Origin of the sequence: Mucilaginibacter segetis, from assembly GCF_016522075.1 — a bacterium.
Taxonomy (GTDB): Bacteria; Bacteroidota; Bacteroidia; order Sphingobacteriales; family Sphingobacteriaceae; genus Mucilaginibacter; species Mucilaginibacter segetis.
On record NZ_JAEHFW010000003.1, the window covers coordinates 223,084 to 245,812 of the forward strand.

The window sequence follows — 22,729 nt, forward strand, 5'->3', positions numbered from 1 at the left end:
AAGAAAAATAAAGAGAAATGAAAGCAGCAGTAATGTATCAAAAAGGAGGTTTGCCCCGGTATGTGGATTTCGCGGAACCTGCAGTTAAAGGCGACGACCAAGTTTTAGTTACCGTAAAGGCAGTAGCCATAAAGCATTTGGATAAGGGAAGGGCGGCCGGAAACCACTACTCGAGCGAGGCACAGCCAATTGATGGAAAAGTAATTGGCGGTGATGCGGTTTGCCTGCTTAATAACGGCACCAGGGTATATGGCATTGGCATAAGCGGCACACTTGCCGAAAAAGCAACGATCTACAAAAGCCGCATAGTGAAAATCCCCGATGGACTTGATGATGCCACCGCCGCGGCTTTGCCAAATGCGGTAACAGGTGCTGCTATGGCACTTAAATTTAAAGCGGAAATAAAGCCAGACGATGTAGTGCTCATAAATGGCGCTACGGGTTTTACCGGCCGTGTGGCAGTACAACTTGCTAAATATTATGGCGCAAAAAAAGTGGTTGTAACAGGCAGAAATCCGCGATCCTTAAATTACCTTTTATCGATTGGTGCCGATGAGGTGGTTTCAATTTTACAGGATGATGAAAGTTTTAAGTCACAGCTTTCCGCAATTAACGCCGCAACACCTATTGATGTTGTTATAGATTACCTATGGGGACATACAGCCGAAATGATACTGGCCTGTTTAAAAGGCAACGGATCATTTACCAACAGGGTGAGATATGTATCTGTTGGTAGTATGGCTGGGGATATTATACAGCTATCTGCAGCTAACCTCAGGAGTGTTGATCTGCAAATTACAGGTTCGGGCCTGGGTGCATGGTCAAAACAACAGGTAGGCCAATTGTTCAGTAATATATTGCCTGAAGCATTTGAACTTGCCGTTAAAGGTAAACTTAAGGTGAAAGTTGTTGAGGTTAAGCTGGCTGATATTGCCGAACTCTGGAACCTTGACGTGCCGGATGGAAAGCGACTGGTAGTAACTATCTGAAGTAAAAACATTATATCAGAAAAAAACCTTTCAGTTATTAATGCTGAAAGGTTTTTATTAACAGGGTATGAATTTATTATTTCATCAGCCCGATAAAATCATCAAACAGATAGCGGCTGTCATGCGGGCCGGGAGATGATTCCGGGTGATATTGTACCGAAAATGCTTTCTTGTTTTTTACACGGATACCCTCAATCGATTGATCGTTTAGGTTAACATGTGTTATCTCCACCTTATCGCTCGCCCTCACGGCATCCTGTACTACACCAAAACCGTGGTTTTGCGAGGTTACCTCGCAATGGTCAATTATAATATTTTTTACCGGGTGGTTTAATCCGCGGTGGCCGTTGAACATTTTACGGGTAGGGATATCGTTAGCTAGTGCCAGTAACTGATGGCCAAGGCAAATACCGAACAGAGGTTTATCGGCGTTCAATATCTCTTTAACGGTATCAATAGCATAAGGCATAGCAGCCGGGTCACCGGGGCCGTTTGATATAAAATATCCCGTAGGGGCAAAATCCTTCTCCATTTCAGCATAGGATGTTTTTGCCGGAAAAACCTTAGCGTAAACGTCGCGGTTATCAAAATTACGAAGAATGTTCTTTTTAACACCCAGATCAAGCACAGCTACGCGGTATTTGGCGTCTTTACTGCCAAAGGTATAGGTTTCTTTAGTAGATACCTGTGACGAAAGCTCAAGTCCGTCCATTGAGGGTACTTCCTTAAGTTTTTCTTTCAGTTGTTCAATATCCAGTATCTCTGAAGATATGATGGCGTTCATGGCGCCTTTGTCGCGTATATGGCGTACCAGCTGGCGGGTATCAACATCAGATATCCCCACAATATTTTGCTGCTGAAAATAATCCTGGATAGACTCATTAGCCTGTTTGCGGCTATATAGTATATTGTAGTTCTTACAAACCAGCCCGGCAATTTGTATGTTTCCGGATTCCACTTCATCGGTATTGATACCATAATTACCTATATGAGCATTGGTTGCTACCATAATTTGCCCGAAGTAGGATGGGTCGGTAAAAATTTCCTGGTAACCGGTCATGCCGGTGTTAAAGCAAATTTCGCCTGTAGTAGTGCCAATTTTACCTGCGGCCTTACCATAAAAAACGGTGCCGTCGGCTAATAACAATACTGCGGGTAACTTGGTGAAATGATTCATTTAGCAAAAAAATTGAAAGGGTTATTGATTCGGATTTTCTGGCTCGAAGCTCCGTGAAAACAAACCGGAAGGCTGAAGTAAGATACCTCTTTATTCACGCCGCAAAAGTACAGTTTTATTTATAAAACAGGAATACCACAGTAGTATAATTTTTTATTTATTTTAACCTGAATGTAATATCTGGATACTGCAGTATGGCTGATTAATGTTTCTACTCAATTTTATTCTTCAGTTTTTGGCCATTGCCAGGCATATACGGTAATTAATGAAGTGATAATAACTTCGGCAGCGCCTAAATAAATATAAAATATCATCCACCTGTCAATAGAAGCAGCTATTACCAATAGCATTACAAGTGTGAAAAATAAGCCCATTATAATGTTAAGTATGCGGTTTAATCTGGCTTCCAACAAAACCGATAGGAAGGTCATAAATGCAGGAAGAGAAAGCAATAGGGCATACATTAACAATGTTACCGGGGGTTGTATCGCCCGCACCCGAGTGCCCTTCCATCAGCCCTTTAATACGACCGGGTACAAACAGTGTAAAAAAGTCACCATAGATGTAGCAAAACATCAGCGCGGCCCATAAAGCAGCAAGTTTAATTTTGATGTTCACTTTTATATCCAGCAGGTTTGTGGAGTTAGTTTTCATTTTATACTGACGGATTGGTAGCTGATATATATTTACTTTTTACACCAAAAATTAGCAGCCATAAGCACGTGCATATTTCGCCCGCACTGGCAGGCAACGAAATATAGGATGATATAGCCAATTGATTATAGTGCGGATAAAATAACCATCCGGTAAAAGCAATTAAATAGCCAAAGCATCCTGCCATTATTAATACGCCTAAAATTTTGGGCACAAAGCCTGACCGGTACATTAAGTAGCCAAATGGGAATAGCCAAAGTCCCCAAAATACCGAAGCGATCTGGTTGCCATCGTTATAAAAGTGCAGATATAATAAAGTTTGTGCCTGTAGTTTTTCTGTATCAAAAACGTTTAGATAATTAGCCCCGCCGGTAAACGACAGCACTGCGAATTTATTAAGGATATTAACGAATGATATGGGAATACTAACAGCTGCTAAAATAACCATAAGCAAGGCCATAGTTTTATTTACCTGCTTTAGTAACCGGTATAAAACTAAGGGAAGTATTAAAAATGCTGTATAACAAATAACGTCGCCTAAGATGCTTAATCTGTAAAGTATTTGGTGGGTAACAATGTTATTGTAAGTAACGGATGGGCTTTTCCAGTTTATTAATTTATCGGGCACGTACCCCAAAATAAAGATCCCGCTAACTATTATAACTAAATAAACTGCGCCTGCTAGTCTTGCTGTTTTTTTTTCAGGTATCATAATCCGTCTTTATTGTAACTTTTCCCGTAGTGTTGGTTTGATTGTTATTACCACCGAATTGTTACATCGGTAATTATATGCCAGCAAGCAGTTGTATGAAACTGTTTATTTTTTCTTGCTACTTTTCCCCCAAACCTGTGTGGTACGCAGGCAATGGGTACACCAGTAGGGCCTTAATGGTAAAAAGAAAAATAATTTACGCTGGTAAAATCCACGGGATACCCTGTCGGTATAATTAAGAGGTTTGTTGCAGTAGTAGCAGTGGTGTATTTCTTGGTCCATAAAATTAATTCAGGGTCAGGTTATATTTGGCGTGTTAAAAATATTAATAAAAATTTTAAATACTCACAACTGGCAAGCACAGTTTTTGCAGATGTGAAATACCGGATGAGTTTCTAACTTTGCGTTAAACAAAAGCAATGTACCATGTCGGTAAATAAAGAAGTAAAACGTATTACTACGCACATTTTGCAGGAGATGAAAAATCGTGGTGAAAAAATAGCCATGCTTACCGCCTATGATTTTTCAATGGCTGCCATTGTAGATAATGCCGGTATGGATATTATACTGGTAGGCGATTCGGCATCCAATGTAATGGCCGGACATGAAACCACCCTGCCCATCACACTCGATCAGATGATCTATCACGCTTCGTCAGTTGTGCGGGCGGCTAAACGCTCGCTTGTGGTTGTCGATCTTCCTTTCGGTTCGTATCAGGGCAATTCTAAGGAGGCGTTGTCATCTGCTATACGTATTATGAAAGAGGCGGGGGCACACGCGGTGAAAATGGAAGGTGGCGTAGAGATAGCCGAATCCATAAGCCGCATACTTACCGCAGGCATACCCGTAATGGGGCACCTGGGTTTAACACCGCAATCTATATATAAATTCGGCACCTATACCGTAAGGGCCAAAGAGGAGGCAGAAGCCGATAAACTGCGCGAGGATGCATTGAAATTACAGGAACTGGGCTGTTTTAGTATAGTTTTGGAGAAGATACCCTCAAAACTGGCCAAAGAAGTGAGCGAAAGCCTGAGTATACCTACCATAGGCATAGGAGCAGGGCAGCATTGCGACGGGCAGGTTTTAGTGATACATGATATGCTGGGCATAAACAAAGAATTTAAACCCCGCTTTTTACGCCAGTATGCCAGCCTGTACGATGTTATGAATGAGGCGGTAACGCATTACGTTGATGACGTGAAAGCCAAAAACTTCCCTAACAATAAGGAAGAATATTAATGAGGTTCGCAAATACGCAGATGATTATACTATTAAAGGATTGAATTAAATTATGGCGCGCCCCGAACATATATACACCAGTTACGATATTACTGATAAAGATGTGCTTTACGAGGATAATCACCTCATAGCGGTTAATAAGCGCGCAGGCGACATTGTGCAGGTGGATGATACAGGTGATGAGCCGCTTGACGAAAAGGTGAAAAAATACATCGCCAAAAAATATAACAAACCCAATGGCGCTTTTTTAGGTGTTGTACACCGGCTGGACAGACCCGTAAGTGGTGTAATACTATTTGCTAAAACCAGCAAGGCGTTAGATAGGATAAACAAAATGTTTAAGAGCCGCGATATGCATAAAACCTATTATGCGGTTGTGCGTAATCGCCCGCAGCCCGAAACGGGTAACCTGGTGCACTGGCTGGTTAAAAATCCGCAAAAAAATGTAACTAAAGCGCACAATCATGAAGTGAATGGCAGTCTGCGCTCTGAATTGAATTATAAACTGGTTGCCGAACTGAACGGGTATTATTTAATTGAAGTTGACCCGATAACAGGTCGCCCGCACCAGATAAGGGTGCAATTGTCAACGCTGGGCTGCCCCATTGTGGGGGATAATAAGTACGGCTATCCGCGAGGCAGTTTACGCAAAAGTATTTGCCTGCATGCCCGGCGTCTGCAGTTTTTACATCCGGTAAAAAATGAACCGATTGTTATAGTGGCCCCATTACCGAAGGATGGCTTTTGGGAAAAGTTTGAGGGGCTGGTAAAGTAACAGGTAGCTTAACTAAGCTATATTGATAAAAACCAGATAAATTATTGCCCAAACCCCTATAAAAGCGAAACCATAAAAAGCTTCTGTTTTATATTTTTTAAGGTCTTTAGCTAAAAGTGCATGGTATAAAACCCATCCTATAAACAAAACAGCCAGTATAGGGGCTACAAAAATTGCCATGATAATTAAATTTTGTTGATCAAATATAATTAATAATTGGTTGTGTTACATCCATAATACAGTTTTCCATATCTCATCATCTACCCAAACACCTTCGGCTAAACTACGCTCGCGGTTACGTAAAGTGTTCTCGCCCGGATAAAGTATTTCTGAACCGTGCTCTGTAGCACCGGTTTTGGTATAGCTGATGATCTCTTCTATAAGACTGTCATTATTATTATGATCAGCCTTAATGCAAATAAACACCTGAGATACCTTTGTTTCCCTTTTGTCTGCCTGGGTAATTGCGGCGGTAGAATTACCGCCGCTAAGAACTGTGGCAAGCATATCCAACAGCATAGCCAGGCCCGATCCTTTCCAGAATCCGGCGGGCAGTAATCTTTTTGATTCCAGTATCATAGCAGCATCAGTGCTCAGGTTGCCATCCTTATCATATCCTCCGGCCTGGGGTAAAGGCTCGTTATTTTGTTCATGCTGTTTAAGTTTGCCAATAGCATATTGCGACATGGCCATATCCAGCACCACGTGCCCGCCCTTGCGCGGTACCGCAATAACCAGCGGATTGTTGCCTATACCGGGTTGTGTACTGCCCCAGGGGGGCATATTGGCAATGGTATTGGTAAAACAAATGACAATGCAGCCTGCATCGGCAGCTTGCCAGCCATAAGTTCCGCCGCGCATCCAATGGTTAGTGTTTTTTATAGCAATACAACCAATGCCGTTTTGCTTAGCAAGTTCAATTGCCCTTGCCATGCTCTTACGGGCATTCAGCATGCCGGGTGCCTGGTTGCCATCCCATTGCTCCAAAGCCCCCATTGCATTAACCATTGATGGTTCGGCATCCGGATAAACCAATCCCATTTTTATATGGTCAACAAATTCAGTAAAGCGGTTTAAACCATGACTGTGAACACCGTCGCGGCTGTTGTCGGCAAATATTCCGGCACATTCATCAGCGCTGCTTTCCGTAAATTTATGCGAAAGCAAAACCCGTTTAAATTCAGCTTTAAGTTGATGGTAAGGAACTCGCATCAGTGATTTAATAAAAAAAGTCTTAAAACAAGGTCGTAAAAAATAACTTACAAACCCTTGCTTTAAGACTTTTCTGTCTGTTTTTTAAAAGGAATATTATAAACTGCCCATATCAATCACAAAACGGTAACGTACGTCGCCTTTTATCATGCGCTCGTAAGCCTCATTAATGTAATCAATATTGATCACTTCTACATCCGAGGTAATGTTATGTGCCGAGCAGTAATCAAGCATCTGCTGGGTTTCCAGTATACCGCCAATTAATGATCCGGCAATTCTTCTGCGACGTCCTATCAGGTTAAAAGCGGCCAGCTGCGGCGCTTCCGGTGGTACACCTAATAATATCATGGTGCCATCAAGTGCCAGCATTTGCAGGTAAAAATTATACTCGTGCTGTGCAGATATGGTGTTGATAATAAAATCAAAAGTGTTGGCAACAGCCTTAACCTGTTCTTCATCCTTAGTAACCACAAAATGGTGAGCGCCTAATTTTTCGGCATCGGCTTTTTTGTTTGGTGAGGTGCTTAATACAGTAACCTCGGCACCTAATGATGCTGCCAGTTTAACCGCCATGTGGCCTAAGCCACCTAAGCCCAATACGGCAACTTTATGACCCTTACCTATTTTCCACTGCATCAGCGGCGAGTAGGTAGTGATGCCCGCGCAAAGTAAGGGGGCAACACCTTCTAAAGGTAAATTTTCGGGGATGTGCAGGGTGTAATCCTCATTTACTACAATTTGGTTAGAGTACCCGCCATAGGTGGGGCTGCCATCCTTTTCGCGACCGTTATAAGTGGCTATCATACCAACATCGCAATATTGTTCTAAGCCTTCCTTGCAACTGGGGCAATGGCCGCATGAGTCTACAAAACAACCTACACCTGCCATTTCGCCTACTTTAAATTTGGTAACCGAGCTACCAACTTTAGTGATTTTGCCTACAATCTCGTGTCCTGGAACCATCGGGAAAATAGATCCACCCCATTCATCACGTGCCTGGTGAATATCTGAGTGGCAAACACCGCAGTATAATATTTCAATCTGTATGTCATTTGGGCCAACTTCGCGGCGTTCGAATTTAAAGGGTTCTAATTTTACGTTTGCCTTTGGGGCAGCATATCCTTTAGCTGGAATCATAAATGTTTATAGTTTAATGTTGAACAAATATATAGTTATAGAAAAATGCAATTGTAAGGTAAAAACCATTTTTTAAGATAACCATTAGCTACGCGTTAAAATAATAAGCGGCTAAACCAGTTATATCAGCAGCTTCTGTAGCTTTGCTATGCAGAATTTATATTTTTGCTTAACTGATGCCATGAAAAAATATATTAGATCATTTTTACTTTTTGCTTTACTCGGCGTATGCATGTTAACAAACTCCTGTAAAAAGGATAAACAGAGCACCATACAGCATTTGCTTACTACCGGCGTTTGGCAACTGGCTACCTTACAGGTTAACCATTATAAAGGCGATTCCAAAATATCTACCGATACGCTTAATACCGCCTGCGATACCACACAGATATTTACCTTTAATGATGACAACACCTGCACTTATACTAACTTTGATTGTTTGCCGCAGCCTACTGCGCACGGTACGTGGCAATTGTCATCAACTAAACTTTATCTGAACTCAGATATAGTTTGCCAGGATACCACAGCGGCAGGCAGTTCAACGCCGTTTGCCAACGCGCAGATAGTAAACCTGGGCGATTTTTCTTTAGTGCTGCAAACCGGAGATATCGAAAATTATTATTCATCAACACAGCCCAGAACCATAACCCGCTATGGGTTTATACGGCAAAAAACAGTTAATAACTAATAGTTTAGATATTTTTTATATTTTGCAATACAAAAGTTACCAGCCATTTTGAAAAAGAGAATAGCCATTTTTGCTTCAGGATCCGGATCAAATGCCCAGAAAATTATGGAGCATTTTAAACGCCATGCCGATGCCGAAGTAGTTCTGATCCTTACTAACAATCCGCAGGCCTACGTTTTACAACGAGCCGATAACTTTGAGGTCCCCTCGCATATTTTTGACCGCTACGAGTTTTACGAAACAGATGATGTGATTAACCTGCTGAAAAACCTGCAGGTTGATCTGATTGTACTTGCCGGTTTTTTATGGCTGGTACCCGAAAGATTGCTGAATGCTTTTCCTAATAAGATCATTAACCTGCACCCGGCATTATTACCAAAATACGGTGGTAAGGGAATGTATGGCGACAGGGTGCACCATGCCATACTGGAGGCCGGCGAAGAAGAATCGGGTATCACAATTCATTTTGTAAATAAGGAGTTTGATGAGGGTGAGATCATTCACCAATCACGCTTTAAGATTGAACCCGGGGATAATCTGGAAATGGTAAAATTTAAAGGTCAGCAGCTGGAGCATAACAACTTCCCGAAAGTAATTGAGAGCCTGTTGAAAAAAATGAAAGGTTAGCTGAAGGAGGGTTATTATCTACTGGTTTTATTCAGGCAATAGTAACTATTTCACCTTAACAAATTGTATTGAGCATCCTTCGATACAAATAACCGGACCTGCCGCCCCTAAAGATAGTGTGTCACCTTTTATTTTATAAATGTAATTCTCATACTTGGTATTGGCTGCGTTCGTCATTGTAAGGGTTGTACTGTCCTTTAGCATATACATCGTATAATCGGGAGTGCTCGTCCAGGTCATAGCACCGTTTTCCATAAGTTGCAGGAATTCATTATTATTTGTTGCAGGCACCCAATACATCGGGCCTCCTGAACTTATCATCTGCCCGGTAACGCGCCACCTACCTGTTAATGATGTATTATTTACAGATACGCCGGTGGTTTTAAGCTTATCTTTTTGGCAGGATGTCATAACAGCAATAGTTATCAGCATCGCGGTAAAAATTCTGGTTAGTGGTTTCATGCTCTTGCGCTTTTAATCATTACGCAGGTTAATATAGATAAGTTACAGTATTGGCGATTTTTTTAACATACGCTGCTATGTGCTTAATTAATAATATTTAACACATGTTAAAAATCTGAAAAAAACTCCTGCTTAATCCAATATCTCTAAACTGTAATCACTACCTTTGCGGCTCAAAATTCCGTGTACAAATGAGCCATCCTGTTCAAATAAAAAATGCCCTTATTTCTGTTTATTACAAAGATAATCTTGAGCCTATAATTCATGAACTTAACCGCCTCGGTGTAAAAATTTACTCAACCGGTGGCACAGAAACTTTTATCCGCGACCTTGGTGTTGATGTAATTGCTGTTGAGGACCTTACCTCTTATCCGTCTATATTGGGCGGTCGTGTAAAAACATTGCATCCCAAAGTATTCGGAGGCATTTTAGCCCGCAGAAGTTTTGACAGTGATGAGCAGCAACTGGCACAATACCAAATACCCGAAATAGATCTGGTAATTGTTGATCTGTACCCCTTTGAGGAAACGGTTAACTCCGGCGCAAGTCAGGAAGATATCATAGAAAAAATTGATATAGGCGGTATCTCACTAATACGTGCCGCCGCTAAAAACTTTAAAGATGTGGTGATCATCGCATCAAAAGATGATTACAGCGATATGGAAAATATCCTGAGAACTCAAAACGGCGAAACCACTATTGATCAGCGTCGCCGTTTCGCCCAAAAAGCATTTAATATTTCATCCAATTACGATACCGCCATATTCCAGTACTTTGATCATGCCGAACCGATGCCTGTTTTTAAACAAAGCATACAAACAAGTCAGGTATTACGTTACGGCGAAAATCCGCACCAGAAAGGTACTTTCTATGGTAATTTTGATGCCATGTTCACCAAGCTGAACGGTAAGGAACTATCATACAACAACCTGGTAGACGTAGATGCGGCAGTAGCGCTGATAGATGAGTTTACCGAGCCTACCATTGCCATATTAAAACATACCAATGCCTGCGGTGTGGCTACCCGTAACTTTATTAAGGAGGCATGGGTTGATGCTTTGGCCTGCGATCCGGTATCTGCCTTTGGTGGCGTTATTATAGCCAATGATGAAATTAATGCCGAAACCGCTACCGAAATTGATAAGATATTTTATGAAGTGCTGATAGCACCAGCTTATACCGATGAGGCACTGCAAGTTTTACAGGCAAAAAAGAACCGTATTGTGCTGATACGCCAGCCGGTAGAATTGCCGCTTAAGCAATTTAAAACTTTGCTGAACGGTGTAATAGAGCAGGATAAGGATCTGGTAGTTGAAGGTACAGATCAAATGACCGCTGTTACCAGTAAAAAACCAGGCACCGAAGAATTAAAGGACCTGTTTTTTGCTAATAAAATAGTTAAGCATACCAAATCAAATACTATTGTGTTTGCCAAAAACAACCAGTTAATGGCCAGCGGCGTCGGGCAAACCTCCAGGGTTGATGCTTTAAAGCAGGCAATAGTAAAAGCAGAAAGCTTTGGTTTTGATCTGAACGGGGCAGTTATGGCGTCTGACGCGTTCTTCCCGTTCCCGGATTGTGTGGAAATTGCTGCGGATGCAGGCATTACTGCGGTATTACAACCCGGCGGGTCAATTAAAGATAAGGATTCCATTGCCATGTGCGATCAAAAGAATATAGCCATGGTTACAACCGGTGTGCGTCACTTTAAACATTAATTTTAATGTTTATAATAAACACAATATTTTAACGCTTTAAATAACAATTGCTTAGTGTTATTAAGCAATTTTTTACAAACTTTGCAGATTATTTGAAATATACGCCACATGGGTTTATTTAATTTTTTTACACAGGAAATAGCTATCGATTTGGGTACCGCAAATACCCTTATTATACATAATGATAAAGTTGTAGTTGACGAACCCTCGATAGTGGCGTTTGACCGTGCAACCAACAAGGTGATTGCCATTGGGCGCCAGGCCATGCAAATGGAAGGTAAAACCCATGATAATATACGTACCGTAAGGCCGCTAAAGGATGGTGTAATTGCCGACTTTAACGCCGCCGAGTTAATGATACGCGGTATGATAAAAATGATCAATCAGGGTAAGGGATGGTTCTTTCCGTCGTTACGTATGGTTATTTGTATACCATCAGGTATTACTGAGGTAGAGAAGCGTGCCGTACGCGACAGCGCCGAAATTGCGGGCGCTAAAGAGGTTTACCTGATATACGAACCAATGGCCGCTGCCGTTGGTATTGGTATTGATGTGGAAGAGCCAATGGGTAACATGATCATTGATATTGGTGGTGGTACTACCGAAATTGCAGTTATTGCCCTCTCAGGTATCGTATGCGACCAATCCATAAGGGTTGCGGGTGATAATTTCGACTCGGATATTGTACAGTACATACGCCGCCAGCATAATATTATGATTGGCGACCGTACAGCCGAAAAAATAAAGATTGAGGTAGGTGCAGCCTTGCCTGAGCTTTCAGAACCGCCTGCGGATTTTGCCGTACAGGGCCGCGATCTGATGACCGGCGTACCTAAACAGATTACCGTATCATACACCGAAATAGCCCATTGTTTAGATAAATCAATTTCCAAAATAGAAGAGGCGATTTTAAAGGCGCTTGAAATTACACCGCCGGAGCTTTCAGCGGATATTTATCAGACCGGTATATACCTTACAGGTGGCGGCGCGTTATTACGCGGATTAGATAAACGCGTGGCTGCAAAAACCAAACTGCCGGTACACGTGGCCGAAGATCCGCTGCGAGCCGTGGTAAGGGGAACAGGTATTGCCCTTAAAAATATTGGAAACTTTAAATTTTTAATGCAATAATTGGAGGGAGCGGTGAGTAGTTAAACCTGCAGGGGCGCCATTCACCACTCACCTTATCAACCATTTATAAGCCAATGCGTAACCTACTGATATTCATCACCAAGTACAACGCATTCTTCCTGTTTCTTATTTTCGAGATTAGCTCACTCATCATCTACGTTAAATATAACTCTTTTCAAAAAGCAAGTTTTATTAACAGCACCAATGAGGTAACCGGGAATTTATATGCCCGTGCCGATGAACTTAAAAGCTACCTAACCTTAAAAGAAGTTAATGATAGCCTTGCGCAAGCCAATGCAAGGTTGCGCAATCAGCTCCGCTCATCGCAGTATGCTGATACTGTTACAAAAAAACAGGTTACGGATACTGTTTACAAACAGCAGTATGAATATATTGTAGCCAAGGTTATTAATAATTCGGTAAACAAGCGTAATAATTATTTGACCATAAGCCGGGGCAGCGATAACGGCATAGCCAAAGGTATGGGTGTAATAAGCGATAAAGGTATAGTTGGTAAAGTGGTTTTTGTAGGTAAGCACATGGCTATTATACAATCCCTGCTGCATAAAGATTCCCGCTTTAGTGCCATGCTGGCCGATAATAAGGAGATAGGTTACCTGGAATGGGGCGATAGCATGGATCCGGATAAAGCTTTGCTGGTTGATGTTTCTAATAACGCGCAACCCAAACTGGGCGAACTGGTGGTATCGTCAGATCTTTCATTGTTCCCGGCGGGTATACCGTTGGGCAGGGTAAGTAATCTTAAACCTAAGGTTGGTGGCTTTTTTCTGAATCTGGAGGTAAAGCTTGCAGTTGATTTTAGTAAGCTGCAATACGTTTATGTAATTGATAATCGCTTTGCGCAGGAGCAGGCGGCTTTAGAGGCAAAGGAGGAAAAAGATGAGTAGGGTATTGATAATTAATTTTATACGGTTTATCATTCTGGTTTTTTTGCAGGTTTTTTTGCTTAAAAATATATCTCTTTATAACGTATCTACGCCGTTTCTTTACATCTTATTTATATTATTGCTCCCATTTGAAACGCCTAATCTGTTGCTGTTTGCGCTGGCATTTATACTGGGCCTCACCATTGATGCATTTTATGATACGCCCGGCCTGCATGCAGCGGCTTGTGTGTTGCTCGCTTTTGTACGCGTACTGTTTATTAGTATAACCGTACAAAAAGAAGGATTTGATAACGAACCCGAACCAACATTAAGCATTATGGGATTCCGTTGGTTTTTTACCTATGCTTTTACACTTACCTTATTTCATCACTTTTTTTTATTCAATCTTGAAGTTTTCCGATTTTCTGAAATACAATACACACTAAGCCGCTTTTTATTCAGTTCAATATTTACAGTATTTTTGATTATACTATCGGGCTTGTTATTTTTCAGGAAGAAAGAGCGTAAATGAATAATTTTTTTGAGAGGCGATATGTTATAGCCGGCATCTTCATCACTATCATTCTTATACTGCTGGGCAGGCTGTATTATATACAGGTGGTTGACGGGCGCTATCTGTTATATGCTAACAATAACGTTATCCGTAAGGTAATACAATACCCCGCACGCGGCCCGATACTTGATCGTAATGGCGAAATTATGGTTCAAAACGAACCGGTATACGATATTATGGTAATACCCAAACAGGTAAAACCTTTTGATACTGTGGAGTTTTGCAAATTACTGGGTATTGATAAAGAAGGCTTTGATAAACGATTTGCCAAGGCAAAAAGATATTCGCCTTACCGCGCATCCGTTTTTGAGAAACAGCTTTCCGCACAATTATATGCATCGTTTCAGGAAAGGCTATCTGAGTTTCAGGGGTTTTATCCGCAGCAAAGACCCATACGTACCTATCCCGATTCTTCAGCAGCACAATTCCTGGGGTATATAGGTGAGGTATCCGACCGTGCCATTGAGCGCTCCAACGGTTATTATAGTCCGGGCGACTACATTGGTATAACCGGGGTAGAGAAAGCGTATGAAAAGGAATTACGCGGCCAGCGGGGTGTAAAAAACTTTATGGTAAATTCGCGCAATGTAAGGCAGGGTTTGTATGCCGATGGTGAATATGACACAGTAGCAGTGGCCGGCGAACGTTTGGTATCATCGCTGGATATGCGCATTCAAAAGCTGGGCGAAAAACTGATGCAGAACAAGGTGGGCAGTATTGTAGCCATTGAACCATCAACCGGGGAAATACTCTGCTTTGTAAGCAGCCCTACCTATGATCCTAATATGCTGGTGGGCCGCGAGCGCAGCGCCAATTATAACCGGCTATATAAAGATCCTTATAAGCCTTTTTTTATACGTCCGCTGCAGGCTTATTATCCCCCCGGCTCATCTTTTAAACCGCTTAGCGCACTGGTGGCCTTGCAGGAGGGAGTTATTACACCGCAAACTACTTATTACTGTCCGGGGTATTATGTATCCGGTAACCGCCGTATTGCCTGTTTCCACGGGGAGCAGCATGGCTTGGTTGATCTGAGTAAGGCCGTGGCAGAATCATGTAACGGTTACTTTTTTATGGTATTTGATAAGCTGATGAATGCGCACGGGGCCAAAAACACCGCGCCATCCTTTACCGACTGGCGCCAAAAAGTACAGCAATTCGGCTTAGGTGAACGCCTTGATATTGATATGCCTGCCGAAGCAAGCGGCAATTTACCTACGGCTAAATATTACGACAAAAAATATCATAAGGGAGGCTGGCGCTCAAGCACCATCATATCTGTAGCTATAGGGCAGGGCGAACTGGATGCCACCCCGTTACAATTGGCTAATATTGAAGCTACCATTGCTAACCGCGGCTTTTATTACAAACCGCACCTGATAAAAGCCATCGGCGAAAAAAAGATAATTAAGGATGAATATAAGGTGCGCAATTACGTAGGGGTAGATTCACAATATTTTAAACCGGTTATTGATGGTATGCAAAGCGTAGTTGATTACGGCACAGCCTCCGGTTCAAAAATACCGGGTATTATTATGTGTGGTAAAACAGGTACAGCACAAACCGCACATGGCGAGGATAACTCGGTGTTTGTTGCCTTTGCTCCGCGCGACCACCCAAAAATAGCCATTGCTGTGGTGGTTGAACATGCAGGCCAGGGTGCGCGTTGGGCGGCCCCTATTGCCAGCTTTATGATAGAGAAATATCTGCGCGATAGTATTACCAAACGCCCTTCGGGAATATTCCCCCAATATTATATGGATGCCAATTTGCTGCCGCCGCTAAAAGTAAAAACACCTGCCAAACCGGCGGCTGTTATATTAAAAAAGGCGGATGCCGATTCCGTAAAGAGGTCAAATTTAAAAAGCGCGTCAACGCATCCGGATAAAAAGAAAAGAGTTGAAAAGTTGACGGCAATGTTGCCAATTATAAAAGAAGATGAATAACCAGCGCAGCTTTTTTTCGAATGTTGATTGGATAACCGTACTTATCTACCTTTCCCTGTGCATAATTGGGTGGTTCAATATACATGCCGCTGTTTTTGATGAGGATCATGCAAGTATTGTAGATCTTTCAACCGAATATGGTAAACAGTTTATGTTTATTATTATATCGTTAATGGTAGCAACGGTAATACTGTTGCTCGAGAGTCGTTTCCTGTCGGCCCTAGCTCCCGCATTTTATGGGGTAACCATTTTACTGCTTATTGTGGTACTTGTTGTGGGCCGTAATGTAGGGGGTAATCAGGCATGGATATCGCTGGGCGGGGGGTTCAGGCTGCAGCCGTCTGAATTTGCTAAGTTTGCCACGTGTTTGTTACTCGCCCGTTATCTTAGCTCTACAAACGTTAAAATAACCGATCTGAAATCATTTTTGGTGGCAGGGGCCATTATATTATTGCCCATGATGCTGATCAAACTACAGCCGGATGACGGATCGACCCTGGTTTTCTGTTCACTGATATTTGTACTTTACCGCGAGGGTCTTTCGCCATATTTTCTTATCATTATTGGTTTGTTAATAACCCTTTTTATTTCGGCACTGGTATTTAACATTACTTATATAATTTTAGCTATGGTTGCGGTAACAGCCATTTTGCTGTTGCTCACACGCCGCAAAAGGGGATTCGCGTTAAAATTGGTGATCGCTTTTGCCGTATCGGTAGGTTTTGTATTTGCCGTAAAGCCATTATATACCCATGCTTTAAAACCACATCAAAGGGTACGTATTGATGAAATGCTGGGCCTGAGGAGCGATCCGCGTGGTGCAGGGTATAACGTTAACCAATCAAAAATTGCTATAGGAAGCGGGCAAATGTGGGGGAAGGGTTATTTGCAGGGGACACAAACCAAATATTCATTTGTACCGGCACAAAGCACTGACTTTATTTTTTGTACAATAGGCGAGGAGTGGGGTTTTGCAGGTTCAGTGGTTGTATTAGGGTTATTCCTGTTTTTACTTCTGCGGATAATAAGGATAGCAGAAAGACAGCGTGCACCGTTCTCGCGCATTTACGCCTATGGTGTAGCATCTATTTTGTTTTTCCACGTAGCTATTAACATAGCCATGACCATAGGACTTATGCCGGTAATAGGTATCCCATTGCCGTTTATAAGCTATGGGGGGTCATCCCTTATCAGTTTTACTACTTTGCTGTTTATCCTGCTTAAGCTCGACTCGAACCGTATGGGGGTTATTTACGCGTAACGGCGTTTAAGTAGCGCGTAAAATTTATCGGCTGTGGCTTTTTTGCTTTCCCAATTATTTTTTTCTACATAATTGGTTTTCAGGAAACGGTCTGCTTCTTCAAAGCTGCCAAAGCGGTTAACAATTTCAATAGCCTCGCTGTAAGCCAAAGAATAACCATTAAACAGGTCCTTCACAAAAAGCATTTTATCATTTAAATTTATCGCCTCTTTAATATTAGCTATAGGCGGCGCGCTTTGCTCAGGTTTTGTAACTTTCTGTTCACTTAATTGAGCTGATATCTTTTGATTCAGTGTTAACGGCGTTCCTTGTTTCACAGGTTCTGAAGAGGCTGGCGTAGTGCGGGTAACAGGTGTTTCCACTTTAGGGGGCTCCGGCACTTCATCCGATTCCGCTTCTTTTACAGCTTCGGGTTCTCTTGCAAGTTCAGGGGTTTTTACAGGTGCCGCATACACGTCATCATCATCATCCAGTTCTTTCAAAAGCTCCTCATCCTGTATCGGTTCATCGTCATCATCATCCCAGGTATCTGCCTCGTCCAAAACTAACTCATGCCTTATGGTATCGGGTTGTTCCCTAATATAGCCGTAACCATCATCCTGCCGGTCTTCTCCTGATATATCTATACCACGGCGTGTGTTATCATCGTTCGTATTATCAATTCTCTTATCAGCAAGCTGCTCCTGCAGTGTGAGCCGCTCTTCGGCCGGGGGCTGCGGCTCTGTTTCAAATTTTACATGTTCTTTATCTTGTGGCTCCGGTGTTTTAAAGGGCGCACGGCTTTCAACAGGTTTGGCCTGCTGTACTAATGGTTCAAAATATTTAGGTTCAGTTTCCGCCGGTTTTTCCGCTTCTATTGGTTTTTCTTCGGTATGTTTCGGCAAAGCCAGCGGCGTTTCGCTTTTTTGCAAATTTAATTTTCTTAAAATTTCAGCGTGATCTTTTAAAAAATGTGTGTTGGCAACAAATAATTCCAGTTCCAGATCGTTAAGGTTTTCAACTGTAGATTGCAGATACTCATATTGTTCGTTAAGTTCTTGTATTATTCCGCCTATCTTTTTAAATACTTCCGGCTGCTTCATGGCTTATAGATGTTAGAAAAATTGCTTATCAAAAATAGCATAAAATTCTGATATTAGCCGTTCACAAAAGTTTGAGATATTGTATAACGAGGAAGTTTTTAAAAGAAAAAGTGAGATTGGCGGAAGTATTGAGGTGATTTGCGGATCGATGTTTTCGGGTAAGACCGAAGAACTGATACGCCGGATAAACCGTGCGCGTATAGCCAAATTACATGTAGAGATATTTAGTCCCGTGGCCGATACACGTTATGATAAAAGCGCCCTGGTATCGCATAATCTTAATTCTATCCCCTCTAAAGCTGTTGATAACGCCGCATCTATACTGCCCCTGGCTGATGATATACAGGTTGTAGGTATTGACGAGGCTCAGTTTTTTGATGATGAATTACCGGCAGTTTGTACCGCTCTTGCCAATAATGGCGTGCGTGTTATAGTAGCCGGGCTTGATATGGACTTTAAAGGTCGTCCGTTTGGCTCTATGCCACAGATTATGTCTATAGCCGAGTCGGTTACCAAGTTACATGCCGTATGTGTTAAATGCGGAAGTGCAGCCATGTACTCCTACCGTTTAGTACCCGATGAAAGTAAAATATTACTGGGCGAAAAGGAAAGCTACGAGCCGCGCTGCAGAAACTGTTTTAAAAGCTGAATAATAACAGTAATTTTACAAAAGGTGTTAAACAATCATCAGTTATTAGTAGTTAACTGATAAAATAATATCATGAGTGTTTGCCTGCTTGCCTCCCTCTGCTGTAAAAAGGATGCGGAAGGAGCGTTTGATACCGAATTGAAAAAACTGGTGGAAGCCTCTGTAAAGGAACCGGGGTGTGTGGCGTACGAGCTTTACCAGTATAAGGATGATCCTGTAAACTATGTGATAAAAGAGGAGTGGAACAATGAGGACTCCCTTAGTGCTCATATGGAAACCCCGCATTATAAATATTTTGTGCATATATCGCCGGTGTTATTAGATAAACCTGCAAAGGTTAAAATACTCACCAGATTGGTATAAGGTTAAAATTTTAACAGTCATCAGTTAAACAATTATTTAGCATTGGCTGTTATATTATTATAGTCATTCCGTCAGCATATTTATGTATGCGGATGGTAATTATCAGGGTATGATGTTATGGGCAAAAAAATTTTAGTTATTGAAGATGATAAGGATATCCGGGACACCATGACCTATGCCCTGGAGCAGGAGGGATATGAAGTAATATCTTCTGAAAATTCCAGGATATTAAAGGCGCTTGATAAGCACAATCCGGATCTGATATTGCTTGATAACTGGCTGACAGACTGGGCCAGCGATGCCAGCGGGCAGCAATTGAGCCGCGAACTTAAATCAAATGCAGAAACAAAACATATTCCCATTATTATTATTTCGGCAGTAAGCAATGTTAAAGAAATAGCCGAGGCAGGTCTTGCGGATGCATACCTTAAAAAGCCGTTTGATCTTTCGGATCTTGTGGCTATTGTAAAAAGGCATATCAAATAATTATTCTGAATACCCTTTTCTGTAAATTTGGCACAGGTAAATAAATGAAGAAACTCGGAGCTTTAAGCATGGCAGCATTTTACCTTGTACTTAGTACAGGTATGTTTGTGTGCCTTGTTCATTGCGCAGCCTGGGGATTTTCTAAACAACCGGCAATGCATATGGCACATGCTATGGGCATGCATGCTGGAAAGCAAACCAAACCCGACTGCTGCAAAACTCATGGCAGTTTCCAGATCAAACAAAATATAAAAACGGGTTTCCAGTTCGATGCTTTAAATATAGTTGCCGACCTGCCCGTTATAATCCCCTCTTTTTTAGACAGACATGTAATACGCTTATCATATTCGGTTCTTAAAAGCGATAAAGCACCTCCGGGCAAAGCCGGTAAGCTCATTGCCCTTCAGTCGCATTCGTTATTGATATAAATTTTAGTAGTAAGGTTGTCAATTAAGGCAACAACATTTATTATGCTATCCGCATGCTTTTGGCTTGTGTATAGCTATTTGTATACGCTAACTATTTATATCTCTCCCTCAATGAAAAAGATACTCTCCATTGTAATTTTAACATGCGCTTTTGCGGGTTTGCGCGCGCAAAACGGCGTTATTAAAAGCAGCACCTCTACCTTAAACGATCATGAAATAAAGCCCGGCAAACGGGTGGTATATGACCTGTACATTACCGATACAACAGTAAATTATGCGGGGAAGCCTGCGCATGCTATGGCTATAAACGGCCAAATTCCCGGACCGGTATTACGCTTTACCGAAGGCGATACCGCTTACATTACCGTACATAACCGCATGAAGGTTGATGCTTCCTTACACTGGCACGGTATAATAATCCCTAATAAATATGATGGGGTGCCATATTTAACTACCGCGCCTATAAAAGCCAATACCGACCATGTTTTTATATTTCCGCTACGGCAAACGGGTACTTACTGGTATCACAGCCATTCGGGTTTAGAAGAACAATCCGGGCTTTATGGCCCTATCGTTATTCAGCCGCAAACTAAAGCAACGGATTACCCGGAGCAGGTGATGCTTTTTTCTGATTGGACAAATACTAAACCGCATGAGGTACTGCGCATGCTTAAACGCGAAACCGACTGGTTCGCTATACAAAAAGGCTCGGTGCAAAGTTATGGCGAGGCGGCATCCAAAGGTTACTTTTCGGATAAGCTGAAACAGGAATGGATGCGTATGCCCGCTATGGATATTTCTGATGTAAAATACGACCGCTTTTTGGTGAACGGTACAACGGGTGTCGATCTGTCTAAATTTAAACCCGGGCAAACTGTTAAGCTGAGGCTGATAGACGGCTCATCATCCACCTATTTTTGGATGCAGTTTGCCGGCGGGAAAATGACCGTGGTGGCGGCCGACGGACTGGCGGTGAAACCTGTGGTAGTTGATAAACTACTTATCGGCATTGCCGAAACCTATGATGTGCTTATCACTATTCCTGAAACCGGCCGCTACGAATTCAGGGCTACCGCACAGGATGTATCGGGGAAGGTGTCGGCGTATGTTGGATCCGGGCAAACCTTTAATGCGTCTGATATTCCGAAAGTGCCCTATTTTAAAATGATGCATACCATGAACAAACAAATGAGCATGATGAGCGGGATGATGATGGGTGCCGTATCATCCGATAAGGTAAAGAACGACGGATTGCAATTAGGGGCACCCTCAAAAATGGAAGGTATGGATATGGGTGGAATGAATATGGGCGATATGAAAATGAAAGCGGATACCTCTGCCATGAAACATGATATGCATAAAATGGATAACATGAAAATGGATATTGCCAAAGATGATATGGATGGCATGGACATGCAGGATATGAAAATGCCGGATGACGGTAAGGGGGTAAAAATAGGGCATGGCGGCTCCATGATGCTGAGCATGGGTGGCGAAGGTAAAATACTTACTTATGATATGCTGAAGGCAAACAAGGCTACCGTTATTGATGATACCCATCCGGTGCGTACCTACCAGCTTTACCTTACCGGTAATATGCTGCGGTACGTTTGGTCTATAAATAATCAGGTACTGTCCGAAGCGGACCGTTTACTGGTGAAAAAAGGTGACAGGGTTAGGTTTGTTATACACAATACCACTATGATGGAACATCCTATGCACCTTCACGGTCATTTTTTCAGGGTGTTGAATGCACAGGGCGATTATTCGCCATTAAAACATACCGTTAGCGTGGAGCCCATGAAAACGCAGGTGATAGAATTTGAAGCCGATGCCGCGCATGATTGGTTTTTCCATTGCCATGTGCTTTACCACATGATGGGCGGTATGGCACGCGTAGTACGTTACGCTGATACGCCAAGTAATGAGGAGGTAGCGCAATATCAGCCGTCAAATCCTTTGATAAACGATGACCGGCATTGGTTTTTATGGGGCGAGGCTGCTTTGCAGTCGCAGGTAATAACCGGCGATTGGTTCTATTCCAACACCCGCTACGAGTCCAATATCGATTTCCGCGTAAGCTATGACGGACGGTATGAGTTTGAGCCACGTTTTCAACGCTATCTGGATCATCGCCAATATTTAGCGGCCTATGTGGGTGGCGATTTTAGTGACGATGTAAAAGGGAATCCTACAGGTAAGGATGGTGAACAGATAGGGGTTGTAGGGCTGCGTTATTTACTGCCATTGTTTTTACAGACCGATCTGCGGATAAGCCATAAAGGCCGGGTGCGCTTTATGATAGGTCGGCAGGATATCCCGGTCACCTCAAGGGTAAGACTGGGGCTTTCCTACAATACCGACAACGAATATCAGTTCGGTACATCTTACATACTGGCTAAAAACTTTGCGCTGTCTGCCAGTTATGATAACCAGTATGGTTTTGGCGGAGGGCTTTCTTTAATTTATTAATTCCCGGTTTAAAAAAGTAAAAAGCCTGTACTATTATAGTTCAGGCTTTTTAAATTA

General features: G+C 42.3%; 25 protein-coding genes. 16 read left to right on the forward strand and 9 right to left on the reverse strand.

From position 1 onward, the window contains the following. Positions 1 to 17 precede the first annotated feature (17 nt). Positions 18 to 989 carry a quinone oxidoreductase family protein gene (locus tag I5M19_RS14670; protein ID WP_200067113.1) on the forward strand — a complete coding sequence of 324 codons (972 nt, stop codon included), beginning with the start codon at positions 18 to 20 and terminating at the stop codon, positions 987 to 989. Between the two features lie 76 nt (positions 990 to 1,065). On the opposite strand, the gene carA is transcribed toward I5M19_RS14670, so the two are convergent. The 4 genes from carA to I5M19_RS14690 all read right to left on the reverse strand — a co-directional run bounded on the left by carA (position 1,066) and on the right by I5M19_RS14690 (position 3,532). Next, the gene (gene carA / locus I5M19_RS14675; protein ID WP_200067114.1) at positions 1,066 to 2,166 is read right to left on the reverse strand and encodes a glutamine-hydrolyzing carbamoyl-phosphate synthase small subunit; all 1,101 of its coding nucleotides are present in this window, start codon (positions 2,164 to 2,166) and stop codon (positions 1,066 to 1,068) included. A 221-nt stretch (positions 2,167 to 2,387) separates the two neighbouring features. Then, entirely contained in the window at positions 2,388 to 2,630 is a 243-nt protein-coding gene (locus I5M19_RS14680) for a hypothetical protein (protein ID WP_317193237.1), read from the reverse strand. Further along, positions 2,548 to 2,820 carry a hypothetical protein gene (locus I5M19_RS14685; RefSeq protein WP_200067116.1) on the reverse strand — a complete coding sequence of 91 codons (273 nt, stop codon included), beginning with the start codon at positions 2,818 to 2,820 and terminating at the stop codon, positions 2,548 to 2,550. The genes I5M19_RS14680 and I5M19_RS14685 overlap by 83 nt, the downstream gene beginning before the upstream one ends. A 1-nt stretch (position 2,821) precedes the next feature. Further along, on the reverse strand, positions 2,822 to 3,532 hold the full coding sequence (locus I5M19_RS14690; RefSeq protein ID WP_200067117.1) for a DUF4386 domain-containing protein: 711 nt from the start codon (positions 3,530 to 3,532) through the stop codon (positions 2,822 to 2,824). 426 nt (positions 3,533 to 3,958) lie between these two features. Here I5M19_RS14690 and panB point away from each other — a divergent pair, with 426 nt between their 5' ends. Both panB and I5M19_RS14700 read left to right on the forward strand, forming a co-directional pair. Then, on the forward strand, positions 3,959 to 4,774 hold the full coding sequence (gene panB, locus I5M19_RS14695; RefSeq protein WP_200067118.1) for a 3-methyl-2-oxobutanoate hydroxymethyltransferase: 816 nt from the start codon (positions 3,959 to 3,961) through the stop codon (positions 4,772 to 4,774). Between the two features lie 52 nt (positions 4,775 to 4,826). Beyond that, a complete protein-coding gene (locus I5M19_RS14700) occupies positions 4,827 to 5,549 on the forward strand; it encodes an RluA family pseudouridine synthase (protein ID WP_200067119.1) in 723 nt (240 codons plus the stop codon). Between the two features lie 12 nt (positions 5,550 to 5,561). Here I5M19_RS14700 and I5M19_RS14705 read toward each other — a convergent pair whose 3' ends face one another. The 3 genes from I5M19_RS14705 to I5M19_RS14715 form a co-directional block, all read right to left on the reverse strand. Further along, entirely contained in the window at positions 5,562 to 5,729 is a 168-nt protein-coding gene (locus tag I5M19_RS14705) for a hypothetical protein (protein WP_200067120.1), read from the reverse strand. 45 nt (positions 5,730 to 5,774) lie between these two features. Further along, positions 5,775 to 6,761: a 3-dehydro-L-gulonate 2-dehydrogenase gene (gene yiaK, locus I5M19_RS14710; RefSeq protein ID WP_200067121.1), complete on the reverse strand. Its 987-nt coding sequence runs from the start codon at positions 6,759 to 6,761 to the stop codon at positions 5,775 to 5,777. Positions 6,762 to 6,857: 96 nt separating this feature from the next. Next, positions 6,858 to 7,898: an NAD(P)-dependent alcohol dehydrogenase gene (locus I5M19_RS14715; protein ID WP_200067122.1), complete on the reverse strand. Its 1,041-nt coding sequence runs from the start codon at positions 7,896 to 7,898 to the stop codon at positions 6,858 to 6,860. 181 nt (positions 7,899 to 8,079) lie between these two features. Between I5M19_RS14715 and I5M19_RS14720 the strand changes: the two genes are divergently transcribed. After that, the gene (locus tag I5M19_RS14720) at positions 8,080 to 8,586 is read left to right on the forward strand and encodes a DUF5004 domain-containing protein (protein WP_200067123.1); all 507 of its coding nucleotides are present in this window, start codon (positions 8,080 to 8,082) and stop codon (positions 8,584 to 8,586) included. A gap of 48 nt (positions 8,587 to 8,634) precedes the next feature. Then, the gene (gene purN, locus I5M19_RS14725) at positions 8,635 to 9,213 is read left to right on the forward strand and encodes a phosphoribosylglycinamide formyltransferase (RefSeq protein WP_200067124.1); all 579 of its coding nucleotides are present in this window, start codon (positions 8,635 to 8,637) and stop codon (positions 9,211 to 9,213) included. Between the two features lie 45 nt (positions 9,214 to 9,258). On the opposite strand, the gene I5M19_RS14730 is transcribed toward purN, so the two are convergent. Beyond that, positions 9,259 to 9,675: a hypothetical protein gene (locus tag I5M19_RS14730; RefSeq protein ID WP_200067125.1), complete on the reverse strand. Its 417-nt coding sequence runs from the start codon at positions 9,673 to 9,675 to the stop codon at positions 9,259 to 9,261. 191 nt (positions 9,676 to 9,866) lie between these two features. Here I5M19_RS14730 and purH point away from each other — a divergent pair, with 191 nt between their 5' ends. The 6 genes from purH to rodA all read left to right on the forward strand — a co-directional run bounded on the left by purH (position 9,867) and on the right by rodA (position 17,192). Beyond that, on the forward strand, positions 9,867 to 11,393 hold the full coding sequence (gene purH / locus I5M19_RS14735; protein ID WP_200067126.1) for a bifunctional phosphoribosylaminoimidazolecarboxamide formyltransferase/IMP cyclohydrolase: 1,527 nt from the start codon (positions 9,867 to 9,869) through the stop codon (positions 11,391 to 11,393). Positions 11,394 to 11,501: 108 nt separating this feature from the next. After that, positions 11,502 to 12,524, forward strand: coding sequence for a rod shape-determining protein (locus I5M19_RS14740; RefSeq protein ID WP_200067127.1), 1,023 nt, complete (start codon positions 11,502 to 11,504; stop codon positions 12,522 to 12,524). A 74-nt stretch (positions 12,525 to 12,598) separates the two neighbouring features. Beyond that, entirely contained in the window at positions 12,599 to 13,432 is an 834-nt protein-coding gene (mreC, locus tag I5M19_RS14745; RefSeq protein WP_200067128.1) for a rod shape-determining protein MreC, read from the forward strand. Beyond that, on the forward strand, positions 13,425 to 13,943 hold the full coding sequence (gene mreD / locus I5M19_RS14750) for a rod shape-determining protein MreD (protein ID WP_200067129.1): 519 nt from the start codon (positions 13,425 to 13,427) through the stop codon (positions 13,941 to 13,943). Before mreC ends, mreD begins: the two co-directional genes overlap by 8 nt. Then, positions 13,940 to 15,931 carry a penicillin-binding protein 2 gene (mrdA, locus tag I5M19_RS14755; protein WP_200067130.1) on the forward strand — a complete coding sequence of 664 codons (1,992 nt, stop codon included), beginning with the start codon at positions 13,940 to 13,942 and terminating at the stop codon, positions 15,929 to 15,931. The genes mreD and mrdA overlap by 4 nt, the downstream gene beginning before the upstream one ends. Beyond that, on the forward strand, positions 15,924 to 17,192 hold the full coding sequence (rodA, locus tag I5M19_RS14760; protein WP_200067131.1) for a rod shape-determining protein RodA: 1,269 nt from the start codon (positions 15,924 to 15,926) through the stop codon (positions 17,190 to 17,192). Before mrdA ends, rodA begins: the two co-directional genes overlap by 8 nt. Here the strand turns inward: rodA and I5M19_RS14765 are convergent. Further along, complete coding sequence (locus I5M19_RS14765) at positions 17,183 to 18,274, reverse strand: hypothetical protein (RefSeq protein WP_200067132.1); 1,092 nt, start codon at positions 18,272 to 18,274, stop codon at positions 17,183 to 17,185. The genes rodA and I5M19_RS14765 overlap by 10 nt on opposite strands. Before the next feature lie 79 nt (positions 18,275 to 18,353). On the opposite strand from I5M19_RS14765, the gene I5M19_RS14770 reads away from it, so the two are divergent. The 5 genes from I5M19_RS14770 to I5M19_RS14790 all read left to right on the forward strand — a co-directional run bounded on the left by I5M19_RS14770 (position 18,354) and on the right by I5M19_RS14790 (position 22,672). Further along, positions 18,354 to 18,923: a thymidine kinase gene (locus I5M19_RS14770; protein WP_214653070.1), complete on the forward strand. Its 570-nt coding sequence runs from the start codon at positions 18,354 to 18,356 to the stop codon at positions 18,921 to 18,923. Positions 18,924 to 18,995: 72 nt separating this feature from the next. Then, on the forward strand, positions 18,996 to 19,286 hold the full coding sequence (locus I5M19_RS14775; RefSeq protein ID WP_200067133.1) for a putative quinol monooxygenase: 291 nt from the start codon (positions 18,996 to 18,998) through the stop codon (positions 19,284 to 19,286). Positions 19,287 to 19,403: 117 nt separating this feature from the next. Further along, positions 19,404 to 19,772, forward strand: a complete 369-nt coding sequence (locus I5M19_RS14780) for a response regulator transcription factor (protein ID WP_200067134.1) — start codon at positions 19,404 to 19,406, stop codon at positions 19,770 to 19,772. A gap of 44 nt (positions 19,773 to 19,816) precedes the next feature. Continuing rightward, positions 19,817 to 20,200: a hypothetical protein gene (locus I5M19_RS14785; protein ID WP_200067135.1), complete on the forward strand. Its 384-nt coding sequence runs from the start codon at positions 19,817 to 19,819 to the stop codon at positions 20,198 to 20,200. A gap of 111 nt (positions 20,201 to 20,311) precedes the next feature. Beyond that, complete coding sequence (locus I5M19_RS14790; protein WP_200067136.1) at positions 20,312 to 22,672, forward strand: multicopper oxidase domain-containing protein; 2,361 nt, start codon at positions 20,312 to 20,314, stop codon at positions 22,670 to 22,672. Positions 22,673 to 22,729: the final 57 nt, after the last annotated feature.

Excerpts from the sequence above, each read along its gene's own strand:
- I5M19_RS14670 (WP_200067113.1), top strand. The coding sequence starts at position 18 with ATGAAAGCAGCAGTAATGTATCAAAAAGGAGGTTTGCCCCGGTATGTG.
- carA (WP_200067114.1), bottom strand. The coding sequence starts at position 2,166 with ATGAATCATTTCACCAAGTTACCCGCAGTATTGTTATTAGCCGACGGC.
- I5M19_RS14680 (WP_317193237.1), bottom strand. The coding sequence starts at position 2,630 with ATGTATGCCCTATTGCTTTCTCTTCCTGCATTTATGACCTTCCTATCG.
- I5M19_RS14685 (WP_200067116.1), bottom strand. The coding sequence starts at position 2,820 with ATGAAAACTAACTCCACAAACCTGCTGGATATAAAAGTGAACATCAAA.
- I5M19_RS14690 (WP_200067117.1), bottom strand. The coding sequence starts at position 3,532 with ATGATACCTGAAAAAAAAACAGCAAGACTAGCAGGCGCAGTTTATTTA.
- panB (WP_200067118.1), top strand. The coding sequence starts at position 3,959 with ATGTCGGTAAATAAAGAAGTAAAACGTATTACTACGCACATTTTGCAG.
- I5M19_RS14700 (WP_200067119.1), top strand. The coding sequence starts at position 4,827 with ATGGCGCGCCCCGAACATATATACACCAGTTACGATATTACTGATAAA.
- I5M19_RS14705 (WP_200067120.1), bottom strand. The coding sequence starts at position 5,729 with ATGGCAATTTTTGTAGCCCCTATACTGGCTGTTTTGTTTATAGGATGG.
- yiaK (WP_200067121.1), bottom strand. The coding sequence starts at position 6,761 with ATGCGAGTTCCTTACCATCAACTTAAAGCTGAATTTAAACGGGTTTTG.
- I5M19_RS14715 (WP_200067122.1), bottom strand. The coding sequence starts at position 7,898 with ATGATTCCAGCTAAAGGATATGCTGCCCCAAAGGCAAACGTAAAATTA.
- I5M19_RS14720 (WP_200067123.1), top strand. The coding sequence starts at position 8,080 with ATGAAAAAATATATTAGATCATTTTTACTTTTTGCTTTACTCGGCGTA.
- I5M19_RS14730 (WP_200067125.1), bottom strand. The coding sequence starts at position 9,675 with ATGAAACCACTAACCAGAATTTTTACCGCGATGCTGATAACTATTGCT.
- purH (WP_200067126.1), top strand. The coding sequence starts at position 9,867 with ATGAGCCATCCTGTTCAAATAAAAAATGCCCTTATTTCTGTTTATTAC.
- I5M19_RS14740 (WP_200067127.1), top strand. The coding sequence starts at position 11,502 with ATGGGTTTATTTAATTTTTTTACACAGGAAATAGCTATCGATTTGGGT.
- mreC (WP_200067128.1), top strand. The coding sequence starts at position 12,599 with ATGCGTAACCTACTGATATTCATCACCAAGTACAACGCATTCTTCCTG.
- mreD (WP_200067129.1), top strand. The coding sequence starts at position 13,425 with ATGAGTAGGGTATTGATAATTAATTTTATACGGTTTATCATTCTGGTT.
- mrdA (WP_200067130.1), top strand. The coding sequence starts at position 13,940 with ATGAATAATTTTTTTGAGAGGCGATATGTTATAGCCGGCATCTTCATC.
- rodA (WP_200067131.1), top strand. The coding sequence starts at position 15,924 with ATGAATAACCAGCGCAGCTTTTTTTCGAATGTTGATTGGATAACCGTA.
- I5M19_RS14765 (WP_200067132.1), bottom strand. The coding sequence starts at position 18,274 with ATGAAGCAGCCGGAAGTATTTAAAAAGATAGGCGGAATAATACAAGAA.
- I5M19_RS14775 (WP_200067133.1), top strand. The coding sequence starts at position 18,996 with ATGAGTGTTTGCCTGCTTGCCTCCCTCTGCTGTAAAAAGGATGCGGAA.
- I5M19_RS14780 (WP_200067134.1), top strand. The coding sequence starts at position 19,404 with ATGGGCAAAAAAATTTTAGTTATTGAAGATGATAAGGATATCCGGGAC.
- I5M19_RS14785 (WP_200067135.1), top strand. The coding sequence starts at position 19,817 with ATGAAGAAACTCGGAGCTTTAAGCATGGCAGCATTTTACCTTGTACTT.
- I5M19_RS14790 (WP_200067136.1), top strand. The coding sequence starts at position 20,312 with ATGAAAAAGATACTCTCCATTGTAATTTTAACATGCGCTTTTGCGGGT.